Origin of the sequence: Streptomyces sp. NPDC050263 (genome assembly GCF_040655955.1) — a bacterium.
Lineage (GTDB): Bacteria > Actinomycetota > Actinomycetes > Streptomycetales > Streptomycetaceae > Streptomyces.
Genome location: NZ_JBFAKW010000031.1, coordinates 20803 through 37928 on the forward strand (window position 1 = coordinate 20803; position 17126 = coordinate 37928).

The following is a 17126-nucleotide window of genomic DNA, read 5'->3' on the forward strand; positions in this document are numbered from 1 at the left end:
CGAAGCCCCCGGGTCCTTTTGTGCTTTCGGAAGCGTTGTATACGACTTGGGAACCGGGCGGGAAACGCCAGGTGACCGCGGGTGTACGGGCCCCGGGAACGCAAGAGCAGTGCCGCAAGAAAGCGCAGTGCCGAAAACGTCCTCGCAGGGACCGAGGAGGAACCAGACGTATGAGTTCTCTGCTGCTCCTGACCAACGCCCTCCAGCCGTCGACCGAGGTGCTTCCGGCCCTCGGCCTGCTGCTGCACAACGTGCGCGTGGCACCGGCCGAAGGCCCCGCTCTCGTCGACACCCCCGGCGCCGACGTCATCCTGATCGACGGCCGCCGCGATCTGCCCCAGGTCCGCAGCCTCTGCCAGCTGCTGCGCTCCACCGGCCCCGGCTGTCCGCTCATCCTCGTCGTCACCGAGGGCGGCCTCGCGGCCGTCACCGCCGACTGGGGCATCGACGACGTGCTCCTCGACACCGCAGGACCGGCCGAGGTCGAGGCGCGGCTGCGGCTGGCCATGGGCCGCCAGCAGATCGTCAACGACGACTCCCCGATGGAGATCCGCAACGGCGACCTGTCGGTCGACGAGGCGACCTACAGCGCGAAGCTGAAGGGGCGGGTCCTGGACCTCACCTTCAAGGAGTTCGAGCTCCTGAAGTATCTGGCCCAGCACCCGGGCCGGGTGTTCACGCGTGCACAGCTGCTCCAGGAGGTCTGGGGCTACGACTACTTCGGCGGCACCCGCACGGTCGACGTCCACGTACGGCGGCTGCGGGCCAAGCTCGGCCCGGAGCACGAGTCGCTGATCGGAACCGTCCGGAACGTCGGTTATCGATTCGTTACCCCTGAGAAGGGGGAGCGCGGCGGCGAGGACGCGAAGGCCAAGGCGGACCGGTCGGAGCAGGCAAAGGCGGAGGATGCGGACAACGCGGCCGCCCTGGACGCCCAAGAGATCCCGGCGGAGGCGTAGTACCCGTCAGTAGGCCGCGTACCTGCTCGGGAAGGGCGTTGCTCGCGCACAGGGAAGCTCCTGTACGCCCTGCCCAGAGCGGGTCCATCCGCGTAGACTCCGCGCGTGGCCAAGGTGACTCGGGATGATGTGGCGCGGCTGGCGGGGACTTCGACCGCCGTCGTCAGCTATGTCATCAACAACGGACCCCGGCCGGTCGCCCCGGCCACGCGCGAGCGTGTCCTCGCCGCCATCAAGGAGCTGGGGTACCGGCCCGACCGGGTCGCCCAGGCGATGGCGTCCCGGCGCACCGACCTCATAGGCCTGATCATCCCGGACGCCCGTCAGCCGTTCTTCGGCGAGATGGCGCACGCGGTCGAGCAGGCCGCCTCCGAGCGCGGAAAAATGGTGCTGGTCGGCAACACCGACTACGTCGCCGAGCGCGAGGTCCACTATCTGCGCGCGTTCCTCGGGATGCGCGTCTCGGGGCTGATCCTCGTCAGCCACGCGCTGAACGACCTGGCGGCCGCGGAGATCGACGCGTGGGACGCGCGCGTGGTGCTGCTGCACGAGCGCCCCGAGGCCATCGACGACGTCGCGGTCGTCACCGACGACCTGGGCGGCGCCCAGCTCGCCGTCCGCCACCTGCTGGAGCACGGCTACGAGTACGTGGCCTGTGTCGGCGGCACCGCGGAGACCCCCTCCGTCGGCGACCCGGTCTCCGACCACGTCGAGGGCTGGCGGCGCGCGATGGACGAGGCCGGCGTCTCCACGGAGGGCCGGCTCTTCGAGGCCCCCTACAACCGCTACGACGCCTATCGCGTCTCCCTGGAGCTGCTGGCGGGTCCGAACCGGCCGCCGGCCGTCTTCTGCTCCACCGACGACCAGGCGATCGGCCTGCTGCGCGCGGCGCGCGAGCTGCGTATCGACGTGCCCGGCGAGCTGGCGGTGGCCGGCTTCGACGACATCAAGGAGGCGGCGCTCACCGACCCGCCGCTGACGACGATCGCCTCGGACCGCTCGGCGATGGCCCGCGCGGCGGTCGACCTCGTCCTGGACGACGGTCTGCGGGTCGCGGGGTCCCGTCGCGAACGGCTGAAGGTGTTCCCGTCCCGGCTGCTCGCCCGCAGGTCCTGCGGCTGCGAGTAGCTCCGCCGGTCGGGCCGTTGTCCGTCTCACGGTCGTCGGTGGCTGGTCGCGCAGTTCCCCCGCGCCCCTGAAGTGCTTGTATGAAGGCTCTCTGAGAAGGCCCCGCGAGCTGCTGGGGGCCTCTTTATATCGGGCATACGAGGTTCTGGCGGGCTTCTCAGGGAGCGCTCAGGGAGCTCTCATGGTCGGGCGCGAAGCTTCTTTCCATGACCGAGAGCATCCGCCGCAGCGGCGAGTACGAGAACTTCGAGAACCCGTACCAGGCCCCGAGCTCCGCCCCGGTGAACCCGGAGTGGCCGCCTCCGCCGGCGTACCAGCCGGTACAGCAGCAGCCCGTACCGCAGCAGCCCGCGCAGCACCACCCCATGCAGCAGCAGCCGGTCGTCGAGCCCACCCACGTGTGGCAGACGCAGGCCGCGGGCAGCGGCGGACACGGCAACGGCAACGGCAACGACGGCGGAACCGCTCTCCTCACCGCCGTGGCCGCCGAGCCCGCCCCCGCCAAGAAGAAGCGCGCCCGCGGCCCGCTCGCCCTGCTCGCCGCGGTGGCGATCGTCGCGGCCGCCATAGGCGGTGGCACGGCCTACGGCATCCAGGAGCTGACCGGCAAGGACGAGGTGGTCTCCTCGTCCACCACCACCAGCGTGGTGCCCTCCAGCAAGACGGGCGACGTGGCCAGCATCGCGGCGGCGGTCAGCCCGAGCGTCGTCGAGGTCAGCGCCACGCTCAGCAACGGGACGTCCACCGGCTCCGGCGTGATCATCACGACCGACGGTGAGATCGTCACCAACAACCACGTCATCTCGGGCGCGAACTCGATCAAGGTGACGACCAGCGACGGCAAGTCGTACACCGCCAAGGTCGTCGGCACCGACAGCAAGAAGGACCTCGCGCTCATCGAGCTGGAGAACGCGTCCGGGCTGAAGGCGGCGACCCTCGGCAACTCCGACGGCGTCCAGGTCGGCGACACGGTCGTGGCGATCGGCTCCCCCGAGGGCCTGACCGGCACCGTCACCAGCGGCATCGTCTCCGCCCTGAACCGGGACGTGACCGTCTCGACGGACGAGAGCCAGGGCCAGGGCCAGGGGCAGCAGGGCGGCGGCGAGGGCAACTGGCCGTTCCAGTTCGGCGGCCAGGAGTTCAACGGCGACACCGGCTCGTCCACGACGACCTACAAGGCGCTCCAGACGGACGCCTCCCTGAACCCCGGCAACTCCGGCGGCGCGCTCATCGACGCCAGCGGCAACATCATCGGCATCAACTCCGCGATGTACTCCGCCGCGGCGGACTCGTCCTCCTCCGACGCCGGCAGCGTCGGCCTCGGCTTCGCCATCCCGATCAACACCGTCAAGGCGGACCTGGCCGGCCTCCGTGCCGGCGGCTCCGACAGCTGACCCCTTTCGAACTTCCAGCCGACCTCATTCGCACTTCGCCACTTCACCGAGCCAGGGAGCACGTCATGATCAAGCAGGTTTCGCACACGGTGACCGGTTTCGGCGCGGCGGACATCGCCCTGGCCCTCGACGTGGCGTACGCACTGCACGAGCCGGTGGCGCCGACCCGGGCGCCGGAGGTCGCGGCCCCGCAGCTGATGGGCCTGCGCACCACGGCAGCCCGCCCGCACCAGCGCAAGGTTTTGCTGAACCGGCTCGCGGCGATGCGCGGCTGATCCCGCCCCGCTGCCGATCCGTCCCGGTCTTTACGCACCTGGAGGGAAGCATGCGAGGCTGAAGGCGTTCAGCAGCGCCCGCACGTCAGGCCTCCCGCCCGTCCCACCGCACCCGAGGAATCCACGCCCATGAGCCCCGCCGAAGGCGACCGTGACACCCAGCGCATCCTGATCGTCGACGACGAGCCCGCGGTGCGTGAAGCACTCCAGCGCAGTCTTGCCTTCGAGGGCTACGACACGCAGACGGCCGTGGACGGCGCGGACGCGCTGGAGAAGGCGACGGCCTACCACCCCGACCTGGTGGTACTGGACATCCAGATGCCGCGCATGGACGGCCTCACCGCCGCGCGCCGCATCCGCGGGGCGGGCGACACCACGCCCATCCTGATGCTCACGGCCCGCGACACGGTCGGCGACCGGGTCACCGGGCTCGACGCGGGCGCCGACGACTACCTGGTCAAGCCGTTCGAACTCGACGAACTCTTCGCCCGGGTCCGTGCGTTGCTGCGGCGCAGTTCCTACGCGGCGGCCGCCGGAGCGGGCACGGTGGAGGAGGACGAGGCGCTCACCTTCGCCGATCTGCGGATGGACCTCGCGACCCGCGAGGTCACCCGGGGCAGCCGGCCCGTGGAACTGACCCGCACGGAGTTCACGCTCCTGGAGATGTTCATGGCCCACCCGCGCCAGGTCCTCACGCGTGAGCAGATCCTGAAGGCGGTCTGGGGCTTCGACTTCGAGCCGTCGTCCAACTCGCTGGACGTGTACGTGATGTACCTGCGCCGCAAGACGGAGGCGGGCGGCGAACCGCGCCTCGTGCACACCGTGCGGGGCGTGGGATATGTGCTGCGCCAGGGCGGCGCGGAGTGAAGAAGCTCGTACGACGGTTCCGGACCCTGCCCATCCGGGCCCGGCTGTCGATGCTGGTGGCCGCAGCCGTGGCCTTCGCCGTGGCGGCGGTCTCGGTGACCTGCTGGTTCATCGTGCAGGGCAAGCTGTACGAGCAGGTCAACAACGATCTCCGGCGGGGCATGCGGGCCCCCGAGCAGATGATCAACCAGGCCCTCAACACCTGCTCCGAGACCCAGCAGAGCGACAACGGCGGCTACCGGAACAACTACATCCAGGTGGTCAAGGAGGACGGCACCGTCTGCGTCCTCGACGCCTCCCTCGGCAAGGTCAAGGTCACGCAGTCCGACCGGGACGACATCAAGAACGGCCAGACCGACAAGCTCTACTTCCGCAACGGCACCGACGAGGACGGCGACCCGGTGCGCGTCATGCTCCAGCCGCTGGCCACCACCACCGTCACCGGGGAGGCCGGTCCCAACGTCGGACTCGTGGTCGCCGTGTCGCTGAAGAGCACCCAGTCCACCCTCAACGACCTGGCCCTGATCCTCCTGCTCGTCTCCGGCATCGGAGTCATCGGAGCAGGCGCCGCCGGTCTGGCGGTCGCCCGCGCCGGTCTGCGCCCCGTCGACAAACTCACCGAAGCCGTCGAGCACGTGGCCCGCACCGAGGACCTGAGCGTCCGCATCCCCGTCGAGGACGACTCCGAGGACGAGATCGCCCGGCTCTCCCGGTCCTTCAACTCCATGACGTCCTCCCTCGCCAACTCCCGCGAGCTGCAACAGCAGTTGATCGCCGACGCCGGACACGAACTGCGCACCCCCCTCACCTCCCTGCGGACCAACATCGAGCTCCTCACGCGCAGCGAGGAGACGGGACGCCCCCTCCCCGAGGCGGACCGCAAGGCGCTGCTCGCGTCGGTGAAGGCGCAGATGACGGAGTTGGCGGCGCTGATCGGCGACCTTCAGGAGCTGTCCCGCTCGGAGGGCCAGCGCGGCGAGCGCGTCCAGGTGGTCTCACTGGAGGACACCGTCGAGTCGGCGCTGCGCCGGGCCCGGCTGCGCGGCCCCGAGCTGACCATCACGGCGTCGCTCGAAGCCTGGTACACCCGGGCGGAGCCGGCCGCGCTGGAACGCGCTGTGGTCAACATCCTGGACAACGCGGTGAAGTTCAGCCCCGAGGGCGGGGTGATCGACGTCCGGCTGACCGGCGGTGTGCTGACCGTCCGCGACCACGGCCCGGGCATCCCCACCGAGGAACTCCCGCACGTCTTCGACCGTTTCTGGCGCTCCCCCAGCGCCCGCGCCCTGCCCGGCTCGGGCCTCGGCCTGTCGATAGTGGCCCGCACGGTGGAGCAGGCCGGCGGCCAGGTCACCCTGGCCCACGCGGACGGCGGCGGCACGGTCGCGACGGTCCGTCTGCCGGGCGCGCCGACCCCGCCGCCGGAGGATCCCGCACCCGCACTCCAGGACCTGTCCCAGGATCTGCCCCAGGACCTGTCCTAGACGCGGCAACCTTTCCCGACCGGGTGGCGACTTCGGCGAGGACCGACTCCCCCACCCGCACGAAAGGTAGCCGCATGAGCGAGCACCGCTCCAAGTCGACGGCCAAGCCCCGCCACCGCAGAAGGAAGACGGCGCTGGCGGTCGGCGTGCCGCTGGCCCTCACCGCCGCCGGGTCCCTCGCCTACGGCACGGATCTCGGCCTGTTCGGCGCGGACGCGCAGGCGCGGGCCTCGGCCGCGACCGCCGCCGCGCCCGCCTGGGCCACCGCCTCCGCCGACGGCTTCGCCTCGGTCGACGCCCTGGGCCAGAACGGCACTTACGGCGGCCGGGACGGCAAGACCGTCACCGTGAAGACCCTCGCCGACCTGGAGAAGTACGCGACGGCCGCCGAGCCGTACGTCATCGTCGTCGCGGCGACCATCACCATGGACCCGGTCGGGAAAGAGATCAAGGTTCAGTCGAACAAGACGATCGTGGGCTCCGGGACCTCCGGGCACATCGTCGGCGGCGGCTTCTTCCTCGGCCAGGGCGTCCACAACGTCATCATCAGGAACCTGACGATCCGGGACGCCTACCAGGGCGTCTGGAACGACAAGGAGCACGACTTCGACGCGATCCAGATGGACGGCGCGCACCACGTCTGGATCGACCACAACGACCTGCGGCACATGGCCGACGGGCTCATCGACAGCCGCAAGGACACGACGTACCTGACGGTCTCCTGGAACAAGCTGAGCCAGGAGAACAAGGCGTTCGGCATCGGCTGGACCGAGAACACCACCGCCGACATCACGATCCACCACAACTGGATCCGCGAGACCGAGCAGCGCAACCCTTCCACGGACAACGTCGCCCACGCGCACCTGTACAACAACTTCCTGGAGGACGTGGCCGGGACGGACATCAAGTCGTCCTACGGCAACTACTCGCGCGGCAAGACGAACATGCTGCTGGAGAACTCCTACTTCCAGGGCCTGACCAACCCCGTCGTACGGGACGCCACCGCCACGCTCGTCCAGCGCGGCAACGTGTTCTCCGGGACGACCGGCAAGAACGAGAGCGGCGGCACGGGCGCGGCCTGGGACCCGAGGACGTACTACGCGTACACCCTCGACAAGGCCGCCGACGTGCCCGCCCTCCTCAAGGCGGGCGTGGGCCCCCGGACTTCGATCGGTACGACGGCCGCCGGCACCGCGAGCACCACCGCCGCCGCGGCCACCACCCTCACCGTCGCCGCCGACGGCAGCGGCCAGTACAGAACCGTCCAGGCCGCCGTGGACGCCGTGCCCGCGAACAACCCCTCCCGGGTCGTGATCTCCGTGAAGCCGGGCGCCTACCGCGAGGTCGTGAAGGTCCCGGCCAACAAGCCGCACGTCACCATCCAGGGCTCGGGCGCCAGCCGCAAGGACACGACGATCGTCTACGGCAACGCGGCCGGCATGACCAAGCCCGACGGGTCCGGGACCTACGGCACCCCGGGCAGCGCCACCGTCTCCGTCCAGTCGGACGACTCCCAGGTGCGCAACCTCACCGTCACCAACGACTTCGACGAATCCAAGCACCAGGACATCGCGGGCCAGGCGGTGGCGCTGCTGACGCAGGCCGACAGGATCGTCCTGGACGGGGTCATCGTCAACGGCGACCAGGACACCCTGGAGCTGGAGACCGCCGCCAAGGACAAGCTCGGCCGGGTCTACATCGCCGACTCCTACATCACCGGCAACGTCGACTTCGTCTTCGGCCGGGCGACGGTCGTCGTCGACAAGTCCGTCATCACGCTGAAGAAGCGCTGGAACGGCACCTCGGCCGGCTATGTCACGGCCCCGAGCACGCCGAGCGGCCGCAAGGGCATCCTGATCAACCGCTCCACGGTCAACGGAGACGTCACGGCCGGCTCCTTCCACCTCGGCCGTAACTGGCACCCCGGCGGCGACACGACCGTCGACCCGCAGACCACCGTCCGGGGCACCACGCTCAGCGCGGCGATCAAGTCCACCCCGTGGTCGGACATGGGCGGCTTCTCCTGGAAGGAGGACCGGTTCGCCGAGTACCAGAACACCGGCGCGGGCGCGGGCAGCGCGAGCGGCGACCGTCCGCAGCTGACCGCCGCCCAGGCAGCCGACCAGGAGGTCGCGGACTGGCTCGGCGACTGGACCCCCACGGCTTCCTGACATCCCTCTGCCAGCCCTGCCACAGCCCCTCGCCGCACCGTGTGGGGATGGCGATGCGAACTGTGAGGGGAACAGAGACAAGGACGTCAGAGACAGGGACCGCGGGGACCGCGGGGACCGCGGGGAAGATACTGCTGGCCGACGACGACGCGGACATCCGCGAAGGACTCGGCCGGCTTCTCCGCTTCGAGGGCTACGAGACCGTCCTCGCCGAGAACGGACGGCTCGCCCTCGACCTCGTCGGGGCGGCCGGCACCGCCCCCGACCTGATCCTGATGGACGTCACCATGCCCGGCCTGGACGGCCTGGCCGCGACCCGCCGGATCCGGGCCTCCGGCTGCACCGTCCCGATCCTGATGCTCACCGGCCGAGGCGCCGTCGGCGACCGGATCGTCGCGCTGGACAACGGCGCGGACGACTACCTGATGAAACCGTTCGCCGTGGAGGAACTCCTCGCCCGGGTACGGGCCCTGCTGCGCCGCGGCTCCGGGCGGCGAACACCCCCACCGCCCCGCAGGCCCTCCGCCCGGCTGGCCTTCCATGACATCGCCATGGACCTGTCCTCCCGCACGGTCACCCGGGCCGCCCGCCCCCTCGACCTCACGCGCACCGAGTACGCCCTCCTGGAGTACTTCCTGCGCAACCCGGCCAAGGTCCTCAGCCGCTCCCAGATCCACAAGGACGTCTGGGGCTTCGACTTCGAGCCCAACTCCAACACCCTCGACGTGTACGTCATGTACCTGCGCCGCAAGCTGGAACAGTACGGCGAGCCACGGCTGATCCAGACGGTACGGGGGCTGGGCTACATGCTGCGGGTGGGATGAGGTCCGGCGAGCCGCAGGTCAGAGGCGTACGTCAGAGGCGTACGCCGGTGACGTACGAGTGTGTCGTCCGCCGCTTGCCCCGACCGCGGCTCCACCAGCCTGCTGTACGCGTCGCAGCGGGTGGGCTATGAACGCAAAGAGGCGGCCACGTCGGTGACGTGGCCGCCTCTGCGGCTTGCCGCGTACTGCGGTGCGTACTGCGTACTGCGGTGAGCGCTACCGCACGATCGTGATCCGGTTCGCCGTCGGCGGGGCCAGCGGGGCCGTCGCCGAGGAGCCGGCGAGCAGGTACTGCTCCAGCGCGGTCAGGTCGTCGGTGCCGACGAGGTCGTTCGTGCCCTGGCCCAGGGTGGTGAAGCCGTCGCCGCCGCCCGCGAGGAAGCTGTTGGTCGAGACGCGGTAGGTGGCGGCCGGGTCGATCGCCGCGCCGTTCAGCTTGATGGAGTCCGTGACGACACGGTCGGCGCCGCTCTTCGTCAGGTCCAGCGTGTACGTCAGGTTGGCGGACGGCTGAAGGATCTTCGGCGCGCTCGCGTTCGTCCCGCTCACCTGCTCCTTGAGCACCTGGATCAGCTGGGCGCCGGTGAAGTTCTGCAGGTTGACGGTGTTGGAGAACGGCTGCACGGTGAAGCCCTCGGCGTAGGTGACCACGCCGTCGCCCTCACTGCCCTTGGCCGCGTAGGTGAGGCCCGCCCGGACGCCGCCCGGGTTCATCAGCGCGAGGTCCGTCTCCGCGTCGAGCTGCTTGCCGTACCAGAGCTGGGCGTCCGCGATCAGGTCGCCCATCGGGGACTCGGTGCCCGTGTTCGGGACGTCGGCGGAGATGTAGCCGATCGCGCGGTTGCCGACCGGCGCCGCCAGCGTGTTCCACTTGCTGATCAGCTCGGTCATGTCGGGCGCCTTGGCGACGGTCCGGGTGACCACGTGGTTCGCCGACTTGACCGCCGTACGCGCGATGTCACCGGTGAAGCGGTCGTACGTCAGCGTGGTGTCCGTGTAGAGACGACCGAAGGACGCGGCCGAGGTGACCGTGCGCGGCTTGCCCGACGGGTCGGGGATCGTGCAGGCGTACGCGGCGTGCGTGTGGCCCGTCACCAGCGCGTCCACCGCCGGCGTGATGTTCTTCGCTATGTCGACGATCGGGCCGGAGATGCCGTCGCCCGCGCCCGGGGAGTCGCAGTTGTAGTTGTACGAGGCGGAGGCCGGCAGACCGCCTTCGTGGATCAGCGCCACGATCGACTTCACGCCCTGCTTCTGCAGCTCCTTGGCGTACTTGTTGATCGTCTCGACCTCGTCCTTGAACTTCAGGCCCTTGACGCCCTCGGCGGAGACGACACCGGGGGTGTCCTCCAGCGTCACGCCGATGAAGCCGATCTTGACGTCCTTCTTCTTCCACACGAAGTACGGCTTGAGGATCGGCTTGCCGGTCTTCTCGTTCAGGACGTTCGCCGCGAGGTAGGGGAAGTCGGCGCCCTTGAACTTCTTGTCCGTGTAGCAGCCGGCGGTCGGGTGACAGCCGCCGTTCTGCAGCCGGCCCAGCTCCCTGGCGCCCTCGTCGAACTCGTGGTTGCCGACCGACGTGACGTCCAGGTCGAGCTTGTTCAGCGCCTCGATCGTCGGCTCGTCGTGGAACAGGCCCGAGATCAGCGGGGAGGCGCCGACCATGTCGCCGCCGGCCGCGGTGACCGAGTACTTGTTGCCCTTGCGGGCCTCGCGCAGGTGCGTGGCGAGGTACTCCACACCGCCCGCGTCGATCGTCTTCGTCGTGCCGTCCGCCTGGAGTTCCGTGACCCGGCCGGAGGAGCCGGACGGGGGCTCGAGGTTGCCGTGCAGGTCGTTGAAGGACAGCAGCTGCACGTCCTGGTAGCGGCTGGGCAGCGGCTTGGAGTGCTTGCTGTCGTGCGCGTCCGCCGGGAGCGCGGCGGCCATGGCCCCGACGGTGGCGAGAGCTGCCGCCGACGTGAGAAGACGGTACGTACGACGTCTGCCGTTCGGATGCGGCTGGGAAGTGGCTGGCATGCGCCCCCCTGAGGTGTCTGCCTGTGGTGTCTGCGTCCCCCGGGCCGGGCCGACCCGAGAGACGTATGAGGAAGTGGCCCCGTCCGGCGCAGCCTAGGGTCAACGCGCGTAGCGCGACAGGGGGTTCTTGGTTACATCCTGGTTTCCCTTTACCCTCCGCTTGCCCTCCGGTTTGCCATTTCGGACCGTAGCTTTCCGCCTTTCCTCTTGCCGCCACTTTGTGCGGCCCGCCCCTTACCCTCGTACGCATGACCAGCGACGACACCGCACGGATCCCCGGCTCCCGATCGATCGAGACCCACTCCGAGCTCACCCCCGAACAGACCGAGGCCGTCCTCGACCTGCTCACGGAGGCCGCCCGGGCGGACGGCCAGCAGGCGGTGTCCGAACAGGGCCGGCTCCAACTGCGCGGAGGCGCCCGCGAAGGGGTCTCCCATCTGGTCCTCACCGTGGGCGACACGCTCGTCGGCTACGCCCAGCTGGAGGACACCGACCCGGTCGAGGCCCCCGCCGCCGAGTTGGTCGTCCACCCCTCCCACCGTGGCCACGGGCACGGCCGGGCGCTCGGCTCCGCCCTGCTCGCCGCCTCCGGCAAACGGCTTCGGGTCTGGGCCCACGGTGGCCACGCCGCCGCCCGGCACCTCGCCCAGGTCCTGGGGCTGAGCCTGTTCCGCGAACTGCGGCAGATGCGGCGGCCGTTGACCGACCTGGAACTGCCCCAGCCGGTGCTGCCCGCGGGCGTGACAGTCCGTGCCTTCGTCCCCGGGCAGGACGACTCCGCCTGGCTCGCCGTCAACTCCGCCTCCTTCGCCCACCATCCCGAGCAGGGCTCTCTCACCCAGCGCGACCTCGACGACCGCAAGTCCGAGCCCTGGTTCGACCCCGCCGGCTTCTTCCTCGCCTTCCACGGCGAGCGACTCGTCGGCTTCCACTGGACGAAGGTCCATGCCGCGGAGCGGCTCGGCGAGGTGTACGTCCTCGGCGTCGCCCCCGGTGCGCAGGGGGGTGGGCTCGGCAAGGCCCTCACCACGATCGGCCTTCGGCATCTCGCGGCGCAGGGGTTGCCTACGGCGATGCTGTATGTCGATGCCGACAACAAGGCGGCGGTGTCGGTGTACGAGCGGCTGGGCTTCGTCACCCACGAGACGGACCTCATGTACCGGACGGAGACGTGAGGTGAGGTGAGGCTGCAGGTGAGGCTGCTTGTCGGGTGGGCGGTGTCGAGGTCGCCGTCCCTGGGGGCTGCCGCCCCCGGACCCCCGCTTCGGCCCTGAACGAGCCTTGTCCTCAGGCTCCCCCGGAGAGGGAACCCCCAGACGGGCCGGCTTTCCGCTGCCTCCGTCTCAGAGGCTCCGGAGTCCACAGCACGCTCAGCGTCGCCGTCGCTCCCAGCAGCAGCGCCCATCTCACCTGCGTCGCCGCCCAGTAGGGGTCCTGGGGCGTTCCCAGCAGGCCCCAGCGGTTCGGGATCAGTACCGCCAGCGCGGCCGCGACGCCGAGCCAGATCGCCGTGGGTCTGCCTGCTTCCGCCGTGTCCGTGAAGCGGATCGCGGCCGTGGCCAGGGCCAGGGCGCCGACGGCCATCGCCGCGGCCTCCAGCGTGGCCGGGCCCGGTGCCGGGCGGGTCGGGGCGGGCAGGAGGAGCAGGGCGGCCGTCCACCACAGGGCCGCGAGGGGGGCTGCGAGGGCCAGGCGCAGGGCGGCTCGCGGGGCTCGGCCCAGGGGCGTGGCCGCGGTCGTGTTCCGGGCCGGGTCGTCCAGGAGGAAGGCGAGGCCCAGTGCGCCGCTGAGGGCCGTGAGGCGCAGGACAAACCGCCCCAGGTCGGCGTCCGGCGCGTGGTCCGACAGCCGTGTCGTGCCCGCCAGCAGCAGGCCCAGCCCGCCGGCCGTGGACAGCGCCCGCCAGGGGAGACTGCGCCACACCGGCTGCACCAGGGAGCGGAGCAGCGCTCCCGAGGCTGCCTGCGAGCCCCACCGGCCTCCTGCTCGGACTCTTCCTACTCCGATGCGTCGCACTCTTCCGCCTCCTTCGGTACCGGGACCCCCAGCAGCTTCGCCGCCTGGGCCGTCGTGGTCGCCTTGGATGTCAGTTCCGCCCAGTGCGCCTTGACGCGGGCCGTCACCTCGGCGCGGGGGCGGGCCAGGAGTTCCCGGACGACCGTCGTCTGGTTCGCCGTCATGCTCAGCGGGTTCGTCGGGGTCAGGGCCAGACCGGAGCCCTCGGTGCTGTCGTCCAGGCGGACGTTCTGGAACGTCTCCGACGGTGTGGGGTCGCTGCCCAGGGCCAGCCACATGATGGTCACCGGTCGGGCGTCGCGGCACATCTCCTGCTCCGTCGCGTTCTCCGTGCCCGCCACGAGGACCGTGGCGACGCCGACCGCGAACTCCGGGACGCGGTTGCCGCCCCAGCGGGTGCCGACCGTCACTTCGTCGGGCGTGGTGGAGGCGTCCAGGGCGGCGTCGACCTCCACTCCCCCGCTGACGTCGATGCGCTGGCGGACCGTCAGGGCGGCCTGCGCGGCCGTGCCTCCCGCCAGCGACCGGACGCGGTCGGCCACCCCGGCCCAGTCCGACCGCACGCCGCTCCACTCGGGGAACGAGCAGTACGTCGAGCCGTCGTACGTCGAGCACGACTGGACCTTCTGGGGGGATTCGGACGCTGTCCTGCGCGCCGCTTCCAGGGCCGCCGTGTCGCGCGGGATCTGACCGATCGCACCGACCGCGGTGACCGCGAGGGCGAGGGCGGTCGCCGCCTTGACGGCTCGGGTGCGGCCGCCGCTCACCAGCAGGGCCACGCAGGCCAGCAGGGCGCACAGGGCCGCCAGGTAGACCGCGTGCCAGTCCGCGGGGCGTCCGAGCAGGTCGGCGGGGACCGGGTCGCCGCCGGAGTCGGTGGTGAAGAGGATCGGGGCGAGCCAGGCCGCCCACTTGCCCGCGTCCATGGCCGCGGAGGCGATGACGACGAGCATGTAGAAGGCGATGGCGAACAGTATGGGAACGAAGGGGGAGGGCAGCAGACGGGCCAGCAGCACTCCCAGGACGCCGGCCAGCAGGACGCTCAGGGGTGCGACGGCCAGTTCCCCCAACGAGCCGTGCCCGATCGCGCCGGGCTTCAGCGCCTCCCGGGTGTACTCGGCCGCCACGACGAGCGCGGTGAGCGCCACGCACGGGACCACGGACAGCACATGGGCGAGGGTGCGCCGCCACGGTTCCATGGCCAGCACGGCGAACTGCTCCACCGTGCCCCGCTTCCGCGAGCGCAGCGCGGCCGAGTTGGTGCAGATGAGGACGGCGATGGCGAACAGCAGGGGGGCGATCTGGGTGCGGCGGTCGACCGTGTTGAGGACGGGGTAGTCGTCCATGCCGTCGTTGCTCATCAGCCGCAGGGCGACGAAGCCCACGTAGAGGGCGAAGTTGAGCAGTATCGGGATCTGCAGGAACAGCTCCCGGGCCTCGAAGCGGACGAGGGCGAGGACGGCCCCGCCGCGGCGACCCTCGGGAGGGCGCGGCTCGGCGAGCGTGGGAACCGGTTCCGGGCGCGCCGGGGTCGCGATGCTCATGCCGTCACCTCCGCGCTCTCTCCGTCGAGGGCGAGCAGATAGCCGTCCTCCAGGGTGGGTTCCAGGAGATCGGCGCCGGTCGGCGGGTCGCCGATGTTGCGGAAGGCGCCGGTGCCGGTGCGCCAGCCGGCCAGGGCCTTCGGATCGCGTTCCGTGCTGCTCCAGACCCGGCCGGCCGCGCGGGCGGTCAGCTCGGCCGGGGTGCCCTCGAAGCGGATACGGCCGTGGGCCAGGACCACGACCCGGTGGCAGAGCATCGCCACGTCCTCCGTCTGGTGCGTGGACAGCAGCACCGTGCGGCCCTCGCCCGCCTGGGCGATCAACTCGCGGAAGCGCATGCGCTGTTCGGGGTCGAGGCCGACGGTCGGCTCGTCCAGCACGAGGAAGCCGGGGTCGCCGACGAGCGCGGCGGCCAGCGCGACGCGCTGCCGCATGCCGCCGGACAGCCGCTTGATGCGCTTGCCGCGCACCTCCGAGAGGTCGACGGCATCCAGCACGCGCCGCACCTCGCGCAGCCGGGCCCCGCGGTCGGTCAGCTCCTTCAGGATCGCCACGTAGTCGACGAACTCGAAGGCCGTGAAGTCCGGATGGAACCCGGGGGTCTGGGGCAGATAGCCGAGCGTGCGGCGCAGCGCGAGGCGGCCGGCCGCGGTGCCGGGGTCGTGGCCGAGGGCCGTGAACCCCCCGCCGTCGGGCGGCACGGCCGTGGCCAGCACCCGCAGCAGGGTGGTCTTGCCCGCGCCGTTGGGTCCGAGCAGTCCGGTGACCCCACGGCTCAGCCGCAGCGAGACCCCGTCGAGAGCGCGGGTCCCGCCGAAGCGCAGGGAGAGGTCGGTGGCCGTCAGCGTGGCGGGACCGGGGCCGGGGCCGTTGTTCGTTGCGGTGGTCATGTGGGGCTCCTGGGAGTCCGAGTCCGGTCGGCGAGCGGGGGCAGGGGCGGAGGCGAGGTCGGGGCGCCGTGTCATGTCGTGCCGCCGCCCGGGAAACCGGCCATGGGGCGGGCGTCGAAACGGTCCCGGGCCTGGTAGAGGAGCAGCGCGGCGAGGGCCGCCACCGCCGCCGCGGCCGACTGGCCTGCCGTGGTGAAGGGGGCGAGCGTGTCGTGCGCGGGCGTCTGCACCTTGGCCACCACCAGCAGCGTGAGCCACGCGCCGCCGACGAGGACGGGTGCGACGACCGGCCCGAACCGGGCGGTCAGCGCGAGCCCCGTCCCGGTGAGGGCGAGCGCGGGCAGCAGCCAGGTCAGGGCCAGCAGCCCGTACCCCGGAAGGGCCAGCGTCGCCAGGCCGTTGAAGGCCAGGCCCGCGGTGAGCACCGCCACCGTACGGATCATCAGCAGCCGGAAGCCGTGCAGCGGGGCGACGACGGCCATCTCGTACGTCGGGTCCAGGGACGGGCCGTAGGACAGGGCGACCCCGGCGAGCGGGAGCAGCGGGGCGAGTGCGAGGAACAGGGCCGGCTGGTCGGCCATGCGTACTGCCAGCACGGTCATGACCAGCAGGAACAGCACCGACAGGAGCCAGGATCTGCGCAGCACCGGCGTCGCCGCGAGGAGCCGCGCGGTGTGGTCCGCCACGCCGAGGCGCACCAGCAGCCGTTCCAGGAGGGCCGGCCGCGGCGCGTCCAGCTCCGCGTCCAGCCGCTCCCAGGCGTCGTCCAGCGCGATCGGATCGGTGGCCCCGGCGAGCCGCTCCCGGCACTGTGCGCAGCCGGTGAGGTGGGTGTCGGCGGACCACAGCAGGGGCGGCGCCAACTCGCCGTGCGCGTAGGCGCGCAGGTCTTCTTCAGCCACGTGCCAGGTCATGCCAGGTCCTCCTTCGACTGCTCGTCCGACCGCTCGTCGCCCAGGCGGGCGCGCAGGCCCACCCCGCACACGTACCGCCTCATGCCAGCGCCTCCCGCAGTTGCTTGCGGGCGCGCAGGGCCCGCGTCTTGACGGTGCCGGGCGGGATGCCGAGCAGTACGGCCGCCTCCCGGGTGGTGAGCCCGTCGATGACGGTCGCCTGCAGGACGGCCCGCAGCTCCGGCGAGAGCCGGGTGAGGGCCCCGGCGAGGTCTCCGTGCTCCACCCCCGCGAGCACGCGCTCCTCCGCCGATGCCTCGTCCCGGTGGCGCAGGCGAGACAGCGTCTGGCGCAGCCGGCCGCGCGCGCCGTCGCCGCGCACGGCGTCGACCAGACGGCGCGCGGCGATGCGCCACAGCCAGCCGGCCGCGTCGGAGTAGCCCTCGTCGCGGTAGCGGGCGGTGCCCCGCCACACCGCGAGGAACGTCTCCTGTACGACGTCGTCGACTATCCCGGCGTCGGCGCAGCGGCCGCGCATGCGCGCGGTCAACCACGGGGCGTACCGCCGGTACAGCTCCTCGAAGGCGTGACGGTCCCGGTCCGCTGCGATGGCCCGCAGCAGCTCCCCGTCGCTTCTCGTTTCGCTCACATCCCCTCATCGG

15 protein-coding genes are annotated in these 17126 nt (G+C 71.3%); 9 read left to right on the top strand and 6 right to left on the bottom strand.

Annotated elements, in window-relative coordinates:
* Positions 1 to 170: 170 nt before the first annotated feature.
* The 8 genes from AB0J04_RS16735 to AB0J04_RS16770 all read left to right on the top strand — a co-directional run bounded on the left by AB0J04_RS16735 (position 171) and on the right by AB0J04_RS16770 (position 9102).
* Entirely contained in the window at positions 171 to 959 is a 789-nt protein-coding gene (locus AB0J04_RS16735) for a response regulator transcription factor (protein ID WP_363169175.1), read from the top strand.
* Between the two features lie 105 nt (positions 960 to 1064).
* The gene (locus AB0J04_RS16740; protein WP_363169176.1) at positions 1065 to 2087 is read left to right on the top strand and encodes a LacI family DNA-binding transcriptional regulator; all 1023 of its coding nucleotides are present in this window, start codon (positions 1065 to 1067) and stop codon (positions 2085 to 2087) included.
* 206 nt (positions 2088 to 2293) lie between these two features.
* Positions 2294 to 3481, top strand: a complete 1188-nt coding sequence (locus AB0J04_RS16745) for a trypsin-like peptidase domain-containing protein (protein ID WP_363169177.1) — start codon at positions 2294 to 2296, stop codon at positions 3479 to 3481.
* Between the two features lie 65 nt (positions 3482 to 3546).
* Positions 3547 to 3756: a hypothetical protein gene (locus tag AB0J04_RS16750; protein WP_363169178.1), complete on the top strand. Its 210-nt coding sequence runs from the start codon at positions 3547 to 3549 to the stop codon at positions 3754 to 3756.
* A gap of 129 nt (positions 3757 to 3885) precedes the next feature.
* Positions 3886 to 4623 carry a response regulator transcription factor gene (locus AB0J04_RS16755; RefSeq protein WP_363169179.1) on the top strand — a complete coding sequence of 246 codons (738 nt, stop codon included), beginning with the start codon at positions 3886 to 3888 and terminating at the stop codon, positions 4621 to 4623.
* Positions 4620 to 6107: a HAMP domain-containing sensor histidine kinase gene (locus tag AB0J04_RS16760; RefSeq protein WP_363169181.1), complete on the top strand. Its 1488-nt coding sequence runs from the start codon at positions 4620 to 4622 to the stop codon at positions 6105 to 6107. The genes AB0J04_RS16755 and AB0J04_RS16760 overlap by 4 nt, the downstream gene beginning before the upstream one ends.
* Positions 6108 to 6181: 74 nt before the next feature.
* Positions 6182 to 8278 carry a pectinesterase family protein gene (locus AB0J04_RS16765; protein ID WP_363169182.1) on the top strand — a complete coding sequence of 699 codons (2097 nt, stop codon included), beginning with the start codon at positions 6182 to 6184 and terminating at the stop codon, positions 8276 to 8278.
* Positions 8279 to 8325: 47 nt separating this feature from the next.
* On the top strand, positions 8326 to 9102 hold the full coding sequence (locus tag AB0J04_RS16770) for a response regulator transcription factor (RefSeq protein WP_363169184.1): 777 nt from the start codon (positions 8326 to 8328) through the stop codon (positions 9100 to 9102).
* Positions 9103 to 9318: 216 nt separating this feature from the next.
* Here AB0J04_RS16770 and AB0J04_RS16775 read toward each other — a convergent pair whose 3' ends face one another.
* On the bottom strand, positions 9319 to 11121 hold the full coding sequence (locus AB0J04_RS16775; protein ID WP_363169185.1) for a bifunctional metallophosphatase/5'-nucleotidase: 1803 nt from the start codon (positions 11119 to 11121) through the stop codon (positions 9319 to 9321).
* A 248-nt stretch (positions 11122 to 11369) separates the two neighbouring features.
* Between AB0J04_RS16775 and mshD the strand changes: the two genes are divergently transcribed.
* A complete protein-coding gene (gene mshD / locus AB0J04_RS16780) occupies positions 11370 to 12296 on the top strand; it encodes a mycothiol synthase (RefSeq protein ID WP_363169186.1) in 927 nt (308 codons plus the stop codon).
* A gap of 112 nt (positions 12297 to 12408) precedes the next feature.
* Here mshD and AB0J04_RS16785 read toward each other — a convergent pair whose 3' ends face one another.
* The 5 genes from AB0J04_RS16785 to AB0J04_RS16805 all read right to left on the bottom strand — a co-directional run bounded on the left by AB0J04_RS16785 (position 12409) and on the right by AB0J04_RS16805 (position 17113).
* Positions 12409 to 13044, bottom strand: a complete 636-nt coding sequence (locus tag AB0J04_RS16785) for an ABC transporter (protein WP_363169187.1) — start codon at positions 13042 to 13044, stop codon at positions 12409 to 12411.
* Between the two features lie 74 nt (positions 13045 to 13118).
* The gene (locus AB0J04_RS16790) at positions 13119 to 14681 is read right to left on the bottom strand and encodes an ABC transporter permease (RefSeq protein WP_363169188.1); all 1563 of its coding nucleotides are present in this window, start codon (positions 14679 to 14681) and stop codon (positions 13119 to 13121) included.
* The gene (locus AB0J04_RS16795; RefSeq protein ID WP_363169189.1) at positions 14678 to 15571 is read right to left on the bottom strand and encodes an ABC transporter ATP-binding protein; all 894 of its coding nucleotides are present in this window, start codon (positions 15569 to 15571) and stop codon (positions 14678 to 14680) included. Before AB0J04_RS16795 ends, AB0J04_RS16790 begins: the two co-directional genes overlap by 4 nt.
* 71 nt (positions 15572 to 15642) lie before the next feature.
* Positions 15643 to 16485: a zf-HC2 domain-containing protein gene (locus tag AB0J04_RS16800; RefSeq protein ID WP_363169190.1), complete on the bottom strand. Its 843-nt coding sequence runs from the start codon at positions 16483 to 16485 to the stop codon at positions 15643 to 15645.
* A gap of 79 nt (positions 16486 to 16564) precedes the next feature.
* Positions 16565 to 17113 carry an RNA polymerase sigma factor gene (locus AB0J04_RS16805; RefSeq protein WP_363169191.1) on the bottom strand — a complete coding sequence of 183 codons (549 nt, stop codon included), beginning with the start codon at positions 17111 to 17113 and terminating at the stop codon, positions 16565 to 16567.
* Positions 17114 to 17126: the final 13 nt, after the last annotated feature.

Excerpts from the sequence above, each read along its gene's own strand:
- AB0J04_RS16735 (WP_363169175.1), top strand. The coding sequence starts at position 171 with ATGAGTTCTCTGCTGCTCCTGACCAACGCCCTCCAGCCGTCGACCGAG.
- AB0J04_RS16745 (WP_363169177.1), top strand. The coding sequence starts at position 2,294 with ATGACCGAGAGCATCCGCCGCAGCGGCGAGTACGAGAACTTCGAGAAC.
- AB0J04_RS16750 (WP_363169178.1), top strand. The coding sequence starts at position 3,547 with ATGATCAAGCAGGTTTCGCACACGGTGACCGGTTTCGGCGCGGCGGAC.
- AB0J04_RS16755 (WP_363169179.1), top strand. The coding sequence starts at position 3,886 with ATGAGCCCCGCCGAAGGCGACCGTGACACCCAGCGCATCCTGATCGTC.
- AB0J04_RS16765 (WP_363169182.1), top strand. The coding sequence starts at position 6,182 with ATGAGCGAGCACCGCTCCAAGTCGACGGCCAAGCCCCGCCACCGCAGA.
- AB0J04_RS16770 (WP_363169184.1), top strand. The coding sequence starts at position 8,326 with ATGGCGATGCGAACTGTGAGGGGAACAGAGACAAGGACGTCAGAGACA.
- AB0J04_RS16775 (WP_363169185.1), bottom strand. The coding sequence starts at position 11,121 with ATGCCAGCCACTTCCCAGCCGCATCCGAACGGCAGACGTCGTACGTAC.
- mshD (WP_363169186.1), top strand. The coding sequence starts at position 11,370 with ATGACCAGCGACGACACCGCACGGATCCCCGGCTCCCGATCGATCGAG.
- AB0J04_RS16790 (WP_363169188.1), bottom strand. The coding sequence starts at position 14,681 with ATGAGCATCGCGACCCCGGCGCGCCCGGAACCGGTTCCCACGCTCGCC.
- AB0J04_RS16795 (WP_363169189.1), bottom strand. The coding sequence starts at position 15,571 with ATGACCACCGCAACGAACAACGGCCCCGGCCCCGGTCCCGCCACGCTG.
- AB0J04_RS16800 (WP_363169190.1), bottom strand. The coding sequence starts at position 16,485 with ATGACCTGGCACGTGGCTGAAGAAGACCTGCGCGCCTACGCGCACGGC.